Source organism: Paraburkholderia diazotrophica (genome assembly GCF_900108945.1).
Lineage (GTDB): Bacteria > Pseudomonadota > Gammaproteobacteria > Burkholderiales > Burkholderiaceae > Paraburkholderia > Paraburkholderia diazotrophica.
Genome location: NZ_FNYE01000072.1, coordinates 1 through 15,873, shown reverse-complemented (window position 1 = coordinate 15,873; position 15,873 = coordinate 1). Strand labels below are relative to the sequence as shown.

Genomic DNA, 15,873 nt, shown 5'->3' with positions numbered 1-15,873 from the left:
AGCGTGGGGACGTTGAGAGCCCGTGGGTAAAGGTCAAGCACTGGCGGTGTGAGCCCGCTTTCTTTGCTTACTTTCTTTGCGGCGGCAAAGAAAGTAAGTGCCGCCCCGCACAGGGGCAACCCCCGCGCCGCGAGGCGCATCGCGGATGCCAGCGGCAGGCTAAAAAAACCAAAACCAAAACCGTCGCAGACAAAAGCAAAAAACAAAAAGCAAAACCGGCACCCAAAGGCACCGGTCCATTAAAAAAGCAGAAAAGGGGATAAAAACGGGGAACCCCCTTAAATACCTGCAAACGCCGGAACCCGCCCATCCGGCCCATAAAGCGCGCCGCGCTCCGGCCCGACGGCCACGTTCAACGCAGCAAGCGCCCGCCGGTTATATTCCATGCGAGTCCGGATCAACGCGCCATTCGTCGTGTTGAACCGCTTGGCGCGTTCAACTGCCTTCTGCAGCAAAGACCACTGCGTAGCAAGCCGCGAATCGTTGGCGACAGCCATCTCCATGCCCTTCCATCCCGTCGGATAGCCGAGCTGCACGAGCTGCGAATCGCGGACCTTTTCGAGAGTCGAGAGCCTCTCCACCAGCTCCATTTTCTTTTCGACGATGGGCGGCAGCGTCTCGATGGGATGCACCGTGGTCAGCGCCTTTTCCTCTGCGGCGAGGACGGAGGCAAACAGCTCCACAGCGGAATATTCGTCGATGACAGTGGCAAGCAGGGCGTCTTTCATCACTAACAACTCGCTAGGCAGCGGCTCGCGCCGCGCGCAAAACCGGATTGGTCAAACATGCCGCCCGGCTCCCGGCGCACCGCATCGGTACGCCCGTCAGTTGCCGGCCGACTGGCTCGTCTGTTGCAGCAGTTCGCGCGCCGTCGCCAGCACGCCATCGGCGATCTTGCCGGAGTCGATCGTCAACGTGCCGTCCTTGATCGCCTGCTTGATCGATTCGACATGCGCCGTATCGATGTCCGATGCGCCCGCGCTCGCGAGGCTCTGCAGATGCGACGACAGTCCCGACAGATTCACATTGGCGTCGCCCGACGCGCCCGTGGCCGTCGATGCACTCGACGTCGCCGTGCTCGCACCGCCCGTCGCGGCGGTATCGCCTTGCTGCGTGCGCTGCAGCCCGTCTTTCAACGTCTGCAAGCCAGATTGGGTAGTGGAATCAACTTTCACGATTGGCTTCCTGAACGATTTGAATGTGATATCGGCAATCACACCATCGAACTTTAGCGCAATCGATCGGACACGTTTTTCAAGTTGTAACCGCGCGCGGCACGTCGTCAGAGCTGGATTTCGACGGTTCCGCCGTCTTTCACGATGCCCTGCACGATCTGCCCGCTCGCCATCTTCACCTTCACCGGCTGGCCCGGCGACGCGTTGTTCATCACGCTGCCTTCCGCCGAAATCGAAAAACCCTGGCCCTGCGCGACCACCTTGACCGACTGGCCGATCGTCACCGACTCGGCGCTCTTCAGCATGTCACGTCGCAACGGCAGGCCCGCCGACACGCGCATCAGCGCGACCGAGCCGACCGCCTGCGCGGGATCGGTGATCACGGCTTGCGGCAGGAGCGTCAGATCGCCGTCGCGCGCGACGAGATCGGCGGCCGTCAACAGTTCGCCCGGACCGATCGCGCGCGACGCCAGATAGTAAGTCGCGTGCACCGACACTTTCGCCTGCAGATAAAGCGTCCACGGACGCTCGCCCGCGCAGCGCACGCCGACCGTCGTGCGGCCCCACAGGCGCGCGCCCGTCGGCATGAACGGCTCGAGCGTCGTGCACGCCGCAAGACCGCGCGGAAATACCGTCGCCACGCTGATATCGACTTTGCCCGGCAATCCCGCCGATTGCTGCTGAAGATAGGCAAGCGCGGCGCGGCGGATCGATTCGCCGTCCTGCTGTCCAGCGGGCACGGGCGCTGCCGCGGTCGCTTGAGCCTGAGCCTGAGCCTGAGCTTGAGCCTTAACTTGAGCCTTAACTTGAGCCTTAACTTGAGCCTGAACTTGCGCCGACGCAGCGACAGCCGGCGCGGACGCAGCCGCGTTATTGCGCGCGACGCCGCCGCGAGGCTGTGCAGCTGTGGCATTCGGGAATGCATTGCCAACTGGCGGATTCACGGCGACCGGTTGCACGCCCGCTGTCTGACGGGAGGCTGGCTGGGCCGGCGCAACCACGACGGGCATCACCTGATGCGTGGCCGGTTGCAGGCTCACGCGCATCATGCCCGGCGCCTTTGCTGCGACGGCGGGTTCCCTCTGAGCCGCAGCTTCGGCAGCGCCGGGAATCACGATCGCGCCATCGGCGTGCGCGGCTTGCGCGAAGCGGTCGGCGTCGTTGCGCGGATTCGGGCCGAGCATGGGTGGCACAGCGGCGGGCGCATGCATGGCGGCCATGCCAGGCACTGCAGCCACGCCGGGCGCGGCAACACCAGGCGCAGTGCCACGCGGCGCAGACGCATTCATGCGCTCGGCCATCGCCTGCAGTTCGGCGGGATTTTTCTCTGCCGGTCCCGCGATCACGATCGGACCGCCGTTCTCCTGCGCCTGCGCATGCGAGACGACGGCACAAGCGCCGACCAGCATCATCGCCGACAGCGTGCGGACAGCGCGCGCACCCGCGCGGCGAGCGTGGCGCGAAGCGGTGGCGGCAGGCGAGGGCATGGTCGTTCTCCATCTGATGCATCGGTACGAATCGCATTCTAGAGATAGGCCACCTCGCAGAAACGGTGAATAGAGGCATCCTTCCCCGGCTATTCGTCCGATTAAGTCTTGCGCACCGCCCATAAGATGCACCACATGCGAAAAGGCCATCCCGGCCCGCGCGGACGAAACGACTGCTGCGAAACGGCGCGTATCGACGAGCGAGCGGGAAGCCTCGGACCGCTCAACGGAGAACTCAATGCTCGACAAACTCGATGCCGAATTTGCCTTTGGCCGCCAGGCGCTCGACGTGCGCGCCTATCGGCAGGAGCTGCTGTCGTCGAACGTCGCGAATGCCGACACGCCCGGCTACAAGGCGCGCGACGTCGACTTCGCATCGGCGCTCGCTGGCTCGCTGAAGAAAAGCGGCGGCACGACGGCGGGCGCGTCGAACAACGCAACGCTCGCGATGACCCAGCCGGCGGGCGTGACCCAGGGCATGTCGATGGCGTCGACGGAAGCCGGCCACATGACAGGCAAGGCGCGTCTCATCGCGACGGGCGGCCCGACCGACGACTTCGGCAAGGTCGCCTACCGCATTCCGACGCAGCCCGCGCTCGACGGCAACACCGTCGATCTCGATGCCGAGCGCGTGCAGTTCGCCGACAACTCGCTGCACTTCGAGGCGGGCATGACGGTGCTGTCGCAACAGATCAAGTCAATGCTGGCGGCGATCACGTCGAACAGCTGATGGAATTGCGCAGCCGCCGGCACAGGCGGCGGCGCGCTGGAACAACGCTAAAAACCAGAACGCTACGGGATTAGACGCCGGTGCGCCGGCAAGAGAGGTCGAAAAGCCATGCCATCCCTGATGAACATTTTCAATGTCGCCGGCTCGGCGATGTCCGCGGAGTCGCAGCGCCTGAACGTGACGGCGTCGAACCTCGCGAACGCCGACAGTACGACGGGCCCCGACGGCAAGCCGTACAAGGCGAAGCAGGTCGTGTTCGCCGTCAACCCGATCGGCGGCGCGCGCACGGGCTCGGGCCAGCAGATCGGCGGCGTGCAGGTGAAGGGCGTCATCGACGATCCGACGCCGATGAAAACGTCGTATGACCCCGGCAATCCGGCCGCCGACGCAAACGGTTACGTGACGCTGCCCAACGTGGACCCCGTGCAGGAAATGGTCAACATGATTTCGGCTTCGCGCTCCTACCAGGCCAACGTCGAAACGCTCAACACCGCGAAACAGCTGATGCTGAAGACGCTCACGATCGGAACCTGAGGAGAGCCTTCTTGACTACGCAAACCACGATCGGCAACAACGGCACGACGGTGTCGCAGACGTTGCTCGACACGATGAACGGCACGAACAGCGCGTCGTCGTCGAGCAGTGCGGCTGGCACGACGTCGGGCAGCGATCTGCAGAACACGTTCCTGCAACTGCTCATCGCGCAGATGAAGAACCAGGACCCGACGAATCCGATGGACAGCTCGCAGATGACCTCGCAGCTCGCCGAGATCAACACGGTGACGGGCATCCAGCAGCTGAACACGTCGCTGACCTCGCTCGCGTCGCAGCTCACGACGAACCAGCAGACGCAGGCCGCGAATCTCATCAGCTCGACGGTGCTCGCGCCGGGCGACAACTTCTCGGTGGCGTCGGGCAAGGCGACGGGCTTCGGCGTCACGCTCGCGTCCGACGCGACGGACGTGCAGATCACGGTGAAGAACTCGGCGGGCCAGGTCGTCAACACGATCGATCTCGGCAAGCAGTCGGCGGGCACGATTCCCATCGGCTGGACGCCCGTCGACAAGAGCGGCAACGCGCTGCCCGACGGCACGTACACGTTCACGGCCACCAGCACGTCGGCAAGCGGCACGGGTTCGCCCGCCACGCTGTCGGCGGCCACGGTGCAAGGGGTTATCAAGCAGACGGACGGCACGCCCGGCCTCGTCCTTTCGAACGGCAAGACGGTCGGCCTGTCGACGGTCGCCGCCATCATCTAAACGCATTCGGCATCACGGGATACGGAGACCTTCATGGGTTATCAGCAAGGGTTGAGCGGACTGGCGGGCGCGTCGAGCGACCTCGACGTCATCGGCAACAACATCGCGAACGCGAACACCGTCGGCTTCAAGCAAGGCCAGGCGCAGTTCGCCGACATGTACGCGAACTCGATCGCGACGGCCGTCAACAACCAGATCGGCATCGGTACGCGCATGTCGGAAGTCGAGCAGAACTTTTCGCAGGGCACGATTTCGAGCGACGACATCGCGCTGCACGTCGCGATCAACGGCAACGGCTTCTTCCAGATGTCGAACAACGGCTCGGTGACGTACTCGCGCAACGGCGTGTTCCAGCTCGACAAGAACGGCTACATCGTCAACGCCGACGGCCTGAAGCTGATGGGCTACGCGGCGAACAAGAACGGCATCATCAACACGGCGGGCACGGTGCCGCTGCAGGTGCCGACGACCAATATCGCGCCGACGGCCACGCAGACCGTCACGGCGGGCCTGAACCTGAACGCGCAGGATGCGCTCGTGCTCGGCACGCCGAGCGTTGGCGGCACGAACGCGAATGTCCAGAGCAACGGCGTGACCATCACCGACGCGACGCAGGGTACGAACGCGGACACATACACGATCACGTTCGACGGTGCGGGCGGCTACACGGTCACGTCGTCGGCGGCTGGCTCGACGCCCGTGACGGGCACGTTCAGCAGCAACTCGCCGATCAAGCTCGGCAACGGCGAAACGATCACGCTGACGGGCACGCCGACGGCGACGGATAGCATCACCGTCACGCCGACGGCCAAGAACTTCGATCCGACCGACAACACGACGTACAGCTACACGACTTCCGTGCCCGTCTACGATTCGCTCGGCGGCGAGCAGCAGGTGGACATGTACTTCGTGAAGACGGCGGCCGGCTCGTGGACCGTCTATGCAGGCAAGGACGGCAACGTGCCCACGACCCCGATCGGCACGATGAGCTTCGATACGTCGGGCAACCTGGTCAGCACGAACTCGGTGATGGCGACCACGTCGAATCTCGCCTTCGCGTTCCAGATTCCGAACAACGACGGTTCGTCGACGCCGCAAACGCTGACGCTGAAGGTCGGCGGCACGACGCAGTTCGGCAGCAAGGACGGCGTGAACTCGCTGACGCAGGACGGCTTCGCCGCCGGCCAGCTGACCAACTTCACGATCGGCACCGACGGCATCATCACGGGCAACTACTCGAACGGCCAGACGGCGGCGCTCGGCCAGGTCGCGCTCGCGACCTTCGCGAACCAGAACGGCCTCATCAACCTCGGCAACAACCAGTTCCAGGCGACGGCCGCTTCGGGCGTTGCGGTGGTCGCGGTGCCGGGCTCGACGAATCACGGCTCGCTGCAAGGCGGCGCAACCGAAAATTCGAACGTCGACCTGACGAGCGAGCTGGTGAACCTGATCACCGCGCAGCGCAATTACCAGGCGAACGCGCAGACGATCAAGACCCAGCAGGCCGTCGACCAGACGCTCATCAACCTGTAACGCTGACGCACCGACACCATCATGGACCGGCTCATCTACACCGCGATGTCGGGCGCGACGCAGGCGCTCGAACAGCAGGCCGTGGTCGCGAACAACCTCGCGAACACCTCGACGACGGGCTTTCGCGCGCAGCTCGCGACGTTCCGCGCCGTGCCGATGGCGTTCGGCGACGGCAGCACGATTCAGGACGACACCACGCGCACTTTCGTGCTGTCGTCGACGCCGGGCGCGGACTACACGCCCGGCCCGATCCAGCAGACGGGCAACCCGCTCGACGTCGCCGTTCAGGGGCCTGGCTGGCTGTCCGTGCTGACGCAGGACGGCTCGGAAGCGTACACGCGTGCGGGCAACCTGCACGTCGACGAAAACGGCCAGCTCGTGACGGCCAGCAACATGCCCGTCGTGGGCGGAGGCGGCCCGCTGTCGGTGCCGCCCGGCTCGCAGGTGACGATTGGCCGCGACGGCACCGTGTCGGCGCTGATCCCGGGCGATCCGCCGACGTCGATCGCCATCGTCGATCAGCTGAAACTGGTGAACCCCGATCCCGCTTCGCTTACGCGCGGCGACGACGGACTCTTCCGCACCGCTGACGGCAATCCGGCGGAAGCCGATCCGAATGTCGTGGTCGCGGCAGGGGCGCTCGAAGGCAGCAACGTGAATCCTGTGGCGGCGATGGTCTCGATGATCACCAACGCGCGCCAGTTCCAGATGCAGACCAAGATGATCGAGTCCGCCGACCAGAATGAACAGTCGGCGAACAAGCTGCTCGACTTCAGCTAACCCGATACGGATTCAACGGAACGCGCGACGACGCTGCGTCCACAACCAGTTGCATGGGACGGGAGTAAGGCTCTAAAGCGCCAGCTCCTGTCGATAAAGGAGAGAAGAACAGTGAACCGCTCACTCTATATCGCCGCCACGGGCATGAACGCGCAACAGGCGCAGATGGACGTGATCTCCAACAACCTCGCGAACGTCAGCACGAATGGCTTCAAGGGCTCGCGTGCCGTGTTCGAAGACCTGCTGTATCAGACGATCCGCCAGCCCGGCGCGAACTCGACGCAGCAGACGGAACTGCCGTCGGGCATCCAGCTCGGCACGGGCGTCCAGCAGGTCGCGACCGAGCGCCTGTACACGCAGGGCAACCTGCAGCAGACAGGTAACTCGAAGGACGTCGCGATCAACGGCCAGGGCTTCTTCCAGGTGCTGATGCCGGACGGCACGAACGCGTACACGCGCGACGGCTCGTTCCAGACCAATGCGCAGGGCCAGCTCGTCACGTCGAGCGGCTATCAGGTGCTGCCCGCGATCACGATTCCGCAGAACGCGACGTCGCTGACCATCGGCAGCGACGGCGCCGTGTCCATCACGGTCGCGGGTTCGAGCAACACCCAGCAGATCGGCGCGCTGCAACTGGCGACCTTCATCAACCCGGTCGGCCTCGACGCGAAGGGCGAAAACCTGTTCGCCGAAACGTCGTCGTCGGGTGCGCCGAACGTCACGACGCCGGGCCTGAACGGCGCGGGCACGCTGAATCAGGGCTACGTCGAATCGTCGAACGTGAACGTCGTGCAGGAGCTGGTCAACATGATCCAGACCCAGCGCGCGTATGAAATCAACAGCAAGGCCGTGACGACGTCGGACCAGATGCTGCAGACGCTCGGCCAGATGCCGGTTTGAGCAGGCTGAGCTGTTGAAGGCAGGAATCAAACAGGCGGTAATCAAGATGTCGTACTTCACCCGTACCCCGGTCCTTTTGCGCAGCGCTCGGGCAGCCTCGATGCTCGCGTGCGCCGGCGCGCTCGCAGCCGCGCTCGGCGGCTGCGGGCTCGCGCCGAAGCAGCCGATCACCCAGCAGCCGATGTCGGCGCTTCCGCCGACGCCGCCGTCGCTGCAGACACCCGGCTCGATCTACAACCCGGGGTACGCTGGCCGGCCGCTGTTCGAAGACCAGCGTCCGCGCAATGTCGGCGACATCCTGACCATCGTCATCGCCGAAAACATCAACGCGACGAAGTCCTCGGGCGCCAACGCGAACCGCGATACCGCGACGAAATTCGGCGTGCCGACGTCGGGCTTTCTCGGCGGGCTGTTCGGCAAGATGAACCTCGACGCGAGCGGCAACAACGCGTTCAAGGCGCAGGGCGGCGCGAGCGCGGCGAACACGTTCAACGGCACGATCACCGTCACGGTGACGAACGTGCTGCCGAACGGCAACCTCGTCGTGAGCGGCGAAAAGCAGATGCTGATCAATCAGGGCAACGAGTTCGTGCGCTTCTCGGGCGTTGTCAATCCGAACACGATCAACGGCCTGAACGCCGTCTACTCGACGCAGGTCGCGGACGCGAAGATCGAATACTCTGCGAAGGGCTATATCGACGAAGCCGAGAACATGGGCTGGCTGCAACGCTTCTTCCTCAACGTCGCGCCGTGGTGATCATGCGTACCGTTTCTCTCTTCGGCCCGGTTTTCAGTTTCGCGACGCGCGCACTGGCCGTGATCGCGCTCGCCTGCGCGGCGCTGCCCGTCACGACGCACGTCGCGCACGCGGAGCGCCTGAAAGACCTCGCGCAGATTCAGGGCGTGCGCGACAACCCGCTGATCGGCTATGGCCTCGTCGTCGGTCTCGACGGCACGGGCGACCAGACGATGCAGACGCCGTTCACGACGCAGACGCTCGCGAACATGCTCGCGAACCTCGGCATCTCGATCAACAACCAGCAGGCGGGCGCGAGCAACTCGGGCGCGAATGCGCTGTCCAGCATGCAGCTGAAGAACGTCGCCGCCGTGATGGTGACGGCATCGCTGCCCGCGTTCGCGCGTCCCGGCGAAGCGATCGACGTGACGGTATCGTCGCTCGGCAACGCGAAGAGCCTGCGCGGCGGCACGCTGCTGCTCACGCCGCTCAAGGGCGCGGACGGGCAGGTGTACGCGCTCGCGCAGGGCAACATGGCCGTCGGCGGCGCGGGCGCGAGCGCGAACGGCAGCCGCGTGCAGGTGAACCAGCTTGCGGCGGGGCGCATCGCGGGCGGCGCGATCGTCGAGCGCTCGGTGCCGACGACGATCTCGCAGGCAGGCACGATGCAGCTCGAACTCAACGACATGGACTACGACACGACGCAGCGCGTGACGTCCGCGATCAACAACGCGTTCGGCTTCGGCACGGCCGTCGCGCTCGACGGCCGCACGATCCAGTTGCGCGCGCCCGCCGATCCGGCGCAGCAGGTGTCGTTCATGGCGCAGTTGCAGAACCTCGACGTGAAGCCCGCGCAGGCCGCCGCGAAGGTGATCCTGAACGCGCGCACGGGCTCGATCGTGATGAACCAGATGGTCACGCTGCAAAACTGCGCGGTCGCGCACGGCAATCTGTCCGTGATCGTCAATACGCAGCCCGTCGTGAGCCAGCCGGGCGCGTTCTCGAACGGCCAGACGGTGGTTGCGCAACAGTCGCAGATTTCGATGAAGCAGGACAACGGCGCGCTCAAGTTCGTCACAGCGGGCGCGAATCTCGCGGAAGTGGTGAAGGCGCTGAACGCGCTCGGCGCGACGCCCGCCGATCTGATGTCGATTCTCCAGGCCATGAAGGCAGCGGGTGCACTGCGCGCCGACCTTGAGATTATCTAAGGAATAGTAAGAATGAACTCCGACACGACACGCAACGCAGCGAATGACCTGACGAACCGCTTTGCGCTCGACGTGCAGGGCTTCGACGCGATGCGCGCCCAGGCGGCCGCGAATCCGCGCGAGGCGATGAAGTCGGCGGCGAAGCAGTTCGATGCCGTCTTCACGCAGATGATGTTGAAGAGCATGCGCGACGCAACGCCGTCCGACGGCCCGTTCGATTCGCACGACATGGCGACCTACACGTCGATGATGGATCAGCAGCTTTCGCAGCAGATGTCGTCGAAAGGAATCGGCGTCGCCGATGCGATGCTCAAGCAGTTGATGCGCAACTCGGGCATGTCCGCCGACGATGCGAACGCCGGCAACAATGCCGCGCTGAACGCGCTCGCAAAGGCGTACTCGAATCCCGCGAGCAACGGCGCGCTGCGCATGGGCCGCGGCTATACGGCAAACAGCGCGCTGACGCCGCCCGTGCACGGCGACGGCTCGTCGGGAAAGGTCGATGCATTCGTCGACAAGCTCGCGGCACCCGCGCAGGCGGCCAGCGCGGCGACGGGCATTCCGGCGCGCTTCATCATCGGTCAGGCCGCGCTCGAATCGGGCTGGGGCAAGCGCGAGATCAAGAAAGCGGACGGCACGACGACCTACAACGTCTTCGGCATCAAGGCCACCGACGACTGGACGGGGAAGACGGTCGCGACGGTCACGACCGAGTACATCAACGGCCGCCCGCAGCGCGTGGTCGAGAAATTCCGCGCATACGACTCGTACGAGGAAGCGATGACCGATTACGCGAGCTTCCTGAAGTCGAACCCGCGCTATGCGCAGGTCATCAATTCGTCGCGCGATGTGAACGGCTTTGCGCAGGGCATGCAGCGCGCGGGCTACGCGACCGATCCGCACTACGCGAAAAAACTCATCTCCATCATGCAGAAGATGGTGTGACGATGTTCCCGGACGCGGCGCTCGCCGCGTTCATGCTGCCTTTCCACTTCGGGATTCACGCGCAAATTGGCGTATCCTTTCTTCGTTGCGGTGTCAAACGTTTGCGAAAAATATTTCGCAAAACCGGTCTAAACTTTGACCTGACGCTGCCGCTAAACAGTCAGACCCGATACCGGAATGCCTATATGAGATCCGGTCCAACGCGCGTTTCGCGACTCCAGCAGGCCGGCTAGAACCGGCCGCCGTGTTAGCGTGGCGTGCCCGCAAGAACGAAGAGAAATTGGCAAGGCCATGAATACCACCCAGTCGAATGGTGATGACCGCGAGACGGAAGGCGTCGATTTCGGCCGCCGCAATCCGCTTGAGATCGGCGTGCAATTGCGCAACCTGCTCAACCGCGGCGATTTTCTGACCGTGCAGTACAAGGGCGGCCAGCTGGTGACGAAGATTCTCGAAGTGGACGTGCGGGAGCGTACTTTTACGTTCGACTGGGGCGCGCTCGCGGATCAGAACCGGGGGCTGCTGTCTTCGCCGGAAGGGCATTTTCACGCAACGCCCGACGGCGTGCGCGTGCACTTCGTCACGCAGACGCCGCGCGAAACGAAGTTCGAAGGCCGGCCTTCGTTCGAGGCCGATTTTCCCGACGTGCTCTATTACGTGCAACGCCGCGAGTATTTCCGCGTCGATGCGCCGTTGCTCGATCCGTACATCTGCCGCGGCCGCCTGCCTGATGGCGACGGTTTCCGCTTCGAGGTGCAGGACCTGTCGCTGGGCGGCATCGCGATGCGCACCAGCGACGAGCGCGTGACGTCGCTCGAACACGGCGTGCGGCTGCTCGACACGGAAGTGTCGTTGGGCTCGCTCGGCACGCTGCAACTCGATCTCGAACTGATGTCGAACCGCGCCATCGCGCTGCCCAACGGCTCGCGGCGCTATACGCTCGGCTTCCGCTTCCTGTCGCTGCCGGGTAATGCCGAAAACACGCTGCAACGCCTCATCACGCAACTCGAAATGAAGCGCCGCTCGCTTGTGCGTGCCTGAATTCGAACACGCCTGACCCTCACCTGATTCGATACGCATGCGCTGACGCGGCCTTGTTGGCCGCAAGCGCATGCATGTCCACACGCAGCAATCCGGAGCTGCACGGACTGCATCGAGACATGCCGCAAGCGACTCGGCAAAAGGCGCGCAAAAAGCGCAGCAGAAGCCCGGCAAAAAAGCGCATAAGAGACACGGCAAAAAATGATGCGGCGCTATCAATTGGCCCTCAATGTTCGCGCGCCGAGGCCGATATACAAAGTGTTCGGTCAACCTGGCGGCGCCGCATGCGCCGTCTCTTACGCCGTCTTTCAGGATGACGCATGTCCAGCAACCTCTTTAGCATCGGCCTCAGCGGACTCAATGCAGCCCAGTGGGGGCTGACGACGACGGGTCAGAACATCAGCAACCAGGCGACGCCCGGCTATTCGGTCGAGCGCCCCGTCTACGCGGAATCGAGCGGACAGTACACGGGCTCCGGCTACATCGGCAGCGGCGTATCGACAACGACCATCCAGCGCCAGTACAGCCAGTACCTCACGACCGAGCTGAACAACGCGCAGTCGCAGTCCGGTTCGCTGACCGTGTACTACAACATGATCGCGCAGCTCAACAACATGGTCGGCAGTCCGACCTCGGGCATTTCGAGCGCGATCACGAGCTACTTCACGGGCCTGCAGGACGTCGCGAACGATGCGTCGAATCCCGCAATGCGCCAAAGCGCCGTCAGCAATGCGCAATCGTTGGCGGACCAGATCAACGCGGCGGGCGACCAGTACGACCAGCTGCGCGCGAGCGTCAATACGCAGCTCGGCGACACCGTCAAGCAGATCAACAGCTACACCGCGCAGATCGCGCAACTGAATTCGCAGATCCAGGCGCTGAGCGCGCAAGGCCAGCCGCCGAACCAGCTGCTCGACCAGCGCGATCTCGCCGTGTCGAACCTGTCGCAAATGGTCGGCGTGCAGGTCGTGCAGGGCGACAGCGGCTACAGCGTGTTCATGAGCAACGGCCAGCCGCTCGTCGTCGCCGACAAGAGCTTCAATCTCACGACGGTCACGTCGCCGTCGGACCCGACGGAAACGGCCGTTGCGTACGCGGGTCTTGCGAGCCAGGCCGCAACGTCGACGCCGCAGATCCTGCCCGACAGCACGGCGCTGGGCGGACAGCTCGGCGGGCTGATGACGTTCCGCAGTCAAACGCTCGACCCCGCCGAAGCGCAACTCGGTGCAATCGCGACGAGCTTCGCGGCCCAGGTGAACGCACAGAATGCGCTCGGCATCGACCTGAACGGCAACAAGGGCGGCGCGCTTTTCACCGTCGGCAATCCGACCGTCTATGCGAACGCGAACAACACGGGCAACGGCAACCTCGGCGTCACGCTGACGAACCCGGCCCAGCCGCCGTCGAGTGACTACACGCTGTCGTACGACGGCACCAACTACACGCTGACCGATCGCGAGACGGGCCAGGTCGTCGGCCAGGCGCCGAATCTGACCAACCCGATCGGCGGCATGCAGTTCTCGCTCGGAACGACCACGATGAACGCGGGCGATTCGTTCACGATCGAGCCGACGCGCGGCGCGCTGCATGGCTTCGCGCTGACGACGACCAGCGGCACGGCGATCGCCGCTTCGTCGCCCGTTCTGGTGACGGCGGGCAGCGCGAACACGGGCACGGCGACGGTGACCCAAGGCACGGTGACGGCGGGCTACTCGGTGCCCTCGACGGCAACGAACATCAAATACAACGTGACCACGACCACGCCGCCGGCGGGTGTGCTGTCGGGCTTTCCGGTTGGCTCGATCGTGACGGTTCCGGGATCGGCGCCGGTCACGATCAACGCAACGACGGATCAGGTGCCCTACGACCCGAGCAAGGGCCTGTCGCTGACCATTACGTCGAACACGGCGGCGGCGACGCCGGGCCCGATCAACAACGTCTCTTTGCAGATCACGGGCACGCCATCGGATGGCGACACGTTCACGATCGCGGCGAATCCGTCGGGCGGCAAAGACGGCCGCAACGCGCAGCTGATGTCGAATCTCGTGACGACGAAGACGATGGGCAACGGCACGCTCACGCTGACCGACTCGTATGCGAACTACGTGAACGACATCGGCAACCAGACGAACCAGGTACAGACGTCGAGCAAGGCTCAGGCATCGCTCGTGACGCAGATCACGACGGCGCAGCAGGCGGTGTCCGGCGTGAACATCAACGAGGAAGCGGCAAACCTGCTGCAATACCAGCAGCTGTATCAGGCGAACAGCAAGGTCATCCAGACGGCCTCGACGCTGTTCCAGACGATCCTCGGCATCTTCCAGTGAGGCGTTGAACGCACATGCGCATCTCTACTACGCAATATTTCGGCATGAACGTCCAGACGATGGACGATCAGCAGGCGACGCTCGCGCAGTTGTATCAGCAGCTGTCGAGCGGCGTGAGCCTCGCGACGCCGTCGGACAATCCCGTCGGCGCGGCGCAGGCGGTGCAGCTCAGCATGCAGGGCACGACGCTGTCGCAGTACGCGAGCAACCAGAATACGGCGCTGTCGTCGCTGCAGGCCGAGGACAGCTCGCTCTCCAGCATCAGCAGCGTGCTGACATCGATCAACACGCAGATCGTGCACGCGGGCGATGGGTCGCTCAACGATGCCAACCGGTCGGCAATCGCGACCGAGCTGCAAGCCTTGCGCAACCAGCTGATGGGCTTCGCGAACGGGACCGATGCATCCGGCAACTACCTCTATGGCGGCTATCAGGCATCGACACCGCCTTTTTCGGTCGGTACGAGCGGCGCCGTGCAATACAGCGGCGATAACGGCGTCCAGTATGTGCAGGTGACGAGCTCGCGCAGCATTGCTGTTGCCGATACAGGCAAGGCGGTATTCCTCAGCAGCTCGCAACCCGGAAGCTCGAGCGTGGCGGCGGGTACATTGAGCAATACGGGAACGGGCGCGATCGGCGGAGTGACGGTCAACAACTCGACCGATCCGACGAACAATCACCAGTTCACGATCAACTTCACGTCGGGGACGACGTTCACGGTCACGGATGTCGCCACGAGCACGACGAGCGCGCCGCAGACGTATACGGCCGGCCAGCCGATCGTGCTTGGAGGCGGCGGTCAGAGCGTCACGATTTCGGGTGCGCCGAGCGGCGGCGACAGTTTTTCGGTGACGCCTGCCGGACAGACAAGCGATGTGTTCGCCAATCTGGACAGCGTGATTGCCGCTTTGCAGACGCCGGCGACGGGCGCGACCGGGCAGGCGAATCTGACGAACGCGTTGGGGACGGCGTTGACCCAGCTGCAGAACACGCTGAACAACGTGACGACGATCCAGACGTCGGTGGGCGGGCGCGAGCAGGAGATCGAGGCATTGCAGGCCGTCACGCAATCGAATTCGCTGCAGACGCAAAGCAACCTCGCCGATCTGACGCAGACGAATCTGACCAAGGTCATCAGCCAGTACACGATGACGCAGTACTCGCTGCAGGCGGCGCAGCAGGGCTTCTCGATGATCCAGAAGCTGTCGTTGTTCGATTACATCGGGAATTGATTTGCGGGCTGTTGTTGCCCGCTGGTTTTGAAGGCTGGGCGCCTGGCTCTGTGAAGGGGCTGGGTGTTTTTATTTGGTTTGCCTGGCTTGCCGCTGGCATCCGCGATGCGTCGATTTGCTTTGCCCTTCGCTGGCATCCGCGATGCGCCTCGCGGCGCGGGGTTGCCCCTGTGCGGGGCGGCACTCACTTTCTTTGCCGCCGCAAAGAAAGTAAGCAAAGAAAGCGGGCTCACACCGCCAATCCTTGACGTTTACCCACGGGCTCTCAACGTCCCCATCCTTCATGCGGCAGCGTGCTAGCTAATGTTCGTCGCCAACGTCCTGGCTAAACGCCTCACCCGCTTCATGCACCATTGGCATCGCCAAGTGTATCGGACGTTTCAGCGCCGCATGTCGGTAGTGAATGAGGTCGCTGCGTCGTACATGGCAACGCCCGCACTTGAGCCGCATCGCGTAGCGAGGGTGTCCTGTGCGGTGCGAATGCCTACACACAGTTTGCCGCAAAGGGGCCGAGAATATT

Annotated in this window: 16 protein-coding genes; 13 read left to right on the top strand and 3 right to left on the bottom strand. The window is 64.0% G+C overall.

Annotation, left to right across the window (positions count from 1 at the left end):
* On the top strand, positions 1-263 hold a 263-nt coding region (locus BMW76_RS41725), incomplete at its 5' end, for a hypothetical protein (protein WP_218162591.1).
* A 15-nt stretch (positions 264-278) separates the two neighbouring features.
* Here the strand turns inward: BMW76_RS41725 and BMW76_RS38930 are convergent.
* The 3 genes from BMW76_RS38930 to flgA all read right to left on the bottom strand — a co-directional run bounded on the left by BMW76_RS38930 (position 279) and on the right by flgA (position 2,662).
* Positions 279-728, bottom strand: coding sequence for a flagella synthesis protein FlgN (locus tag BMW76_RS38930; protein ID WP_087736308.1), 450 nt, complete (start codon positions 726-728; stop codon positions 279-281).
* A gap of 96 nt (positions 729-824) precedes the next feature.
* Positions 825-1,175: a flagellar biosynthesis anti-sigma factor FlgM gene (gene flgM / locus BMW76_RS38925; RefSeq protein WP_090874022.1), complete on the bottom strand. Its 351-nt coding sequence runs from the start codon at positions 1,173-1,175 to the stop codon at positions 825-827.
* Positions 1,176-1,282: 107 nt separating this feature from the next.
* On the bottom strand, positions 1,283-2,662 hold the full coding sequence (flgA, locus tag BMW76_RS38920) for a flagellar basal body P-ring formation chaperone FlgA (protein ID WP_090874020.1): 1,380 nt from the start codon (positions 2,660-2,662) through the stop codon (positions 1,283-1,285).
* A gap of 238 nt (positions 2,663-2,900) precedes the next feature.
* Here flgA and BMW76_RS38915 point away from each other — a divergent pair, with 238 nt between their 5' ends.
* From BMW76_RS38915 to flgL, 12 genes are all read left to right on the top strand, one after another.
* Positions 2,901-3,392, top strand: coding sequence for a flagellar basal body rod protein FlgB (locus tag BMW76_RS38915; RefSeq protein ID WP_090874019.1), 492 nt, complete (start codon positions 2,901-2,903; stop codon positions 3,390-3,392).
* Between the two features lie 108 nt (positions 3,393-3,500).
* Positions 3,501-3,926, top strand: coding sequence for a flagellar basal body rod protein FlgC (gene flgC, locus BMW76_RS38910; protein WP_087736305.1), 426 nt, complete (start codon positions 3,501-3,503; stop codon positions 3,924-3,926).
* A gap of 11 nt (positions 3,927-3,937) precedes the next feature.
* Positions 3,938-4,651, top strand: a complete 714-nt coding sequence (locus BMW76_RS38905) for a flagellar hook assembly protein FlgD (RefSeq protein ID WP_090874018.1) — start codon at positions 3,938-3,940, stop codon at positions 4,649-4,651.
* A gap of 33 nt (positions 4,652-4,684) precedes the next feature.
* Positions 4,685-6,184 carry a flagellar hook protein FlgE gene (locus BMW76_RS38900; protein ID WP_090874017.1) on the top strand — a complete coding sequence of 500 codons (1,500 nt, stop codon included), beginning with the start codon at positions 4,685-4,687 and terminating at the stop codon, positions 6,182-6,184.
* A gap of 21 nt (positions 6,185-6,205) precedes the next feature.
* Positions 6,206-6,964 (top strand): flagellar basal-body rod protein FlgF, encoded by a 759-nt coding sequence (flgF, locus tag BMW76_RS38895; protein ID WP_090874016.1) that lies wholly within the window; start codon positions 6,206-6,208, stop codon positions 6,962-6,964.
* Positions 6,965-7,075: 111 nt separating this feature from the next.
* Entirely contained in the window at positions 7,076-7,864 is a 789-nt protein-coding gene (flgG, locus tag BMW76_RS38890) for a flagellar basal-body rod protein FlgG (RefSeq protein ID WP_090874015.1), read from the top strand.
* A gap of 46 nt (positions 7,865-7,910) precedes the next feature.
* On the top strand, positions 7,911-8,621 hold the full coding sequence (gene flgH / locus BMW76_RS38885) for a flagellar basal body L-ring protein FlgH (protein WP_090874014.1): 711 nt from the start codon (positions 7,911-7,913) through the stop codon (positions 8,619-8,621).
* 2 nt (positions 8,622-8,623) lie between these two features.
* Positions 8,624-9,808, top strand: a complete 1,185-nt coding sequence (locus tag BMW76_RS38880; protein WP_090874021.1) for a flagellar basal body P-ring protein FlgI — start codon at positions 8,624-8,626, stop codon at positions 9,806-9,808.
* A gap of 12 nt (positions 9,809-9,820) precedes the next feature.
* A complete protein-coding gene (gene flgJ, locus BMW76_RS38875; RefSeq protein WP_090874013.1) occupies positions 9,821-10,753 on the top strand; it encodes a flagellar assembly peptidoglycan hydrolase FlgJ in 933 nt (310 codons plus the stop codon).
* A 291-nt stretch (positions 10,754-11,044) separates the two neighbouring features.
* Complete coding sequence (locus BMW76_RS38870; RefSeq protein ID WP_090874012.1) at positions 11,045-11,794, top strand: flagellar brake protein; 750 nt, start codon at positions 11,045-11,047, stop codon at positions 11,792-11,794.
* A 320-nt stretch (positions 11,795-12,114) separates the two neighbouring features.
* Positions 12,115-14,121, top strand: a complete 2,007-nt coding sequence (flgK, locus tag BMW76_RS38865) for a flagellar hook-associated protein FlgK (protein WP_090874011.1) — start codon at positions 12,115-12,117, stop codon at positions 14,119-14,121.
* A gap of 14 nt (positions 14,122-14,135) precedes the next feature.
* A complete protein-coding gene (flgL, locus tag BMW76_RS38860; RefSeq protein ID WP_090874010.1) occupies positions 14,136-15,353 on the top strand; it encodes a flagellar hook-associated protein FlgL in 1,218 nt (405 codons plus the stop codon).
* Positions 15,354-15,873: the final 520 nt, after the last annotated feature.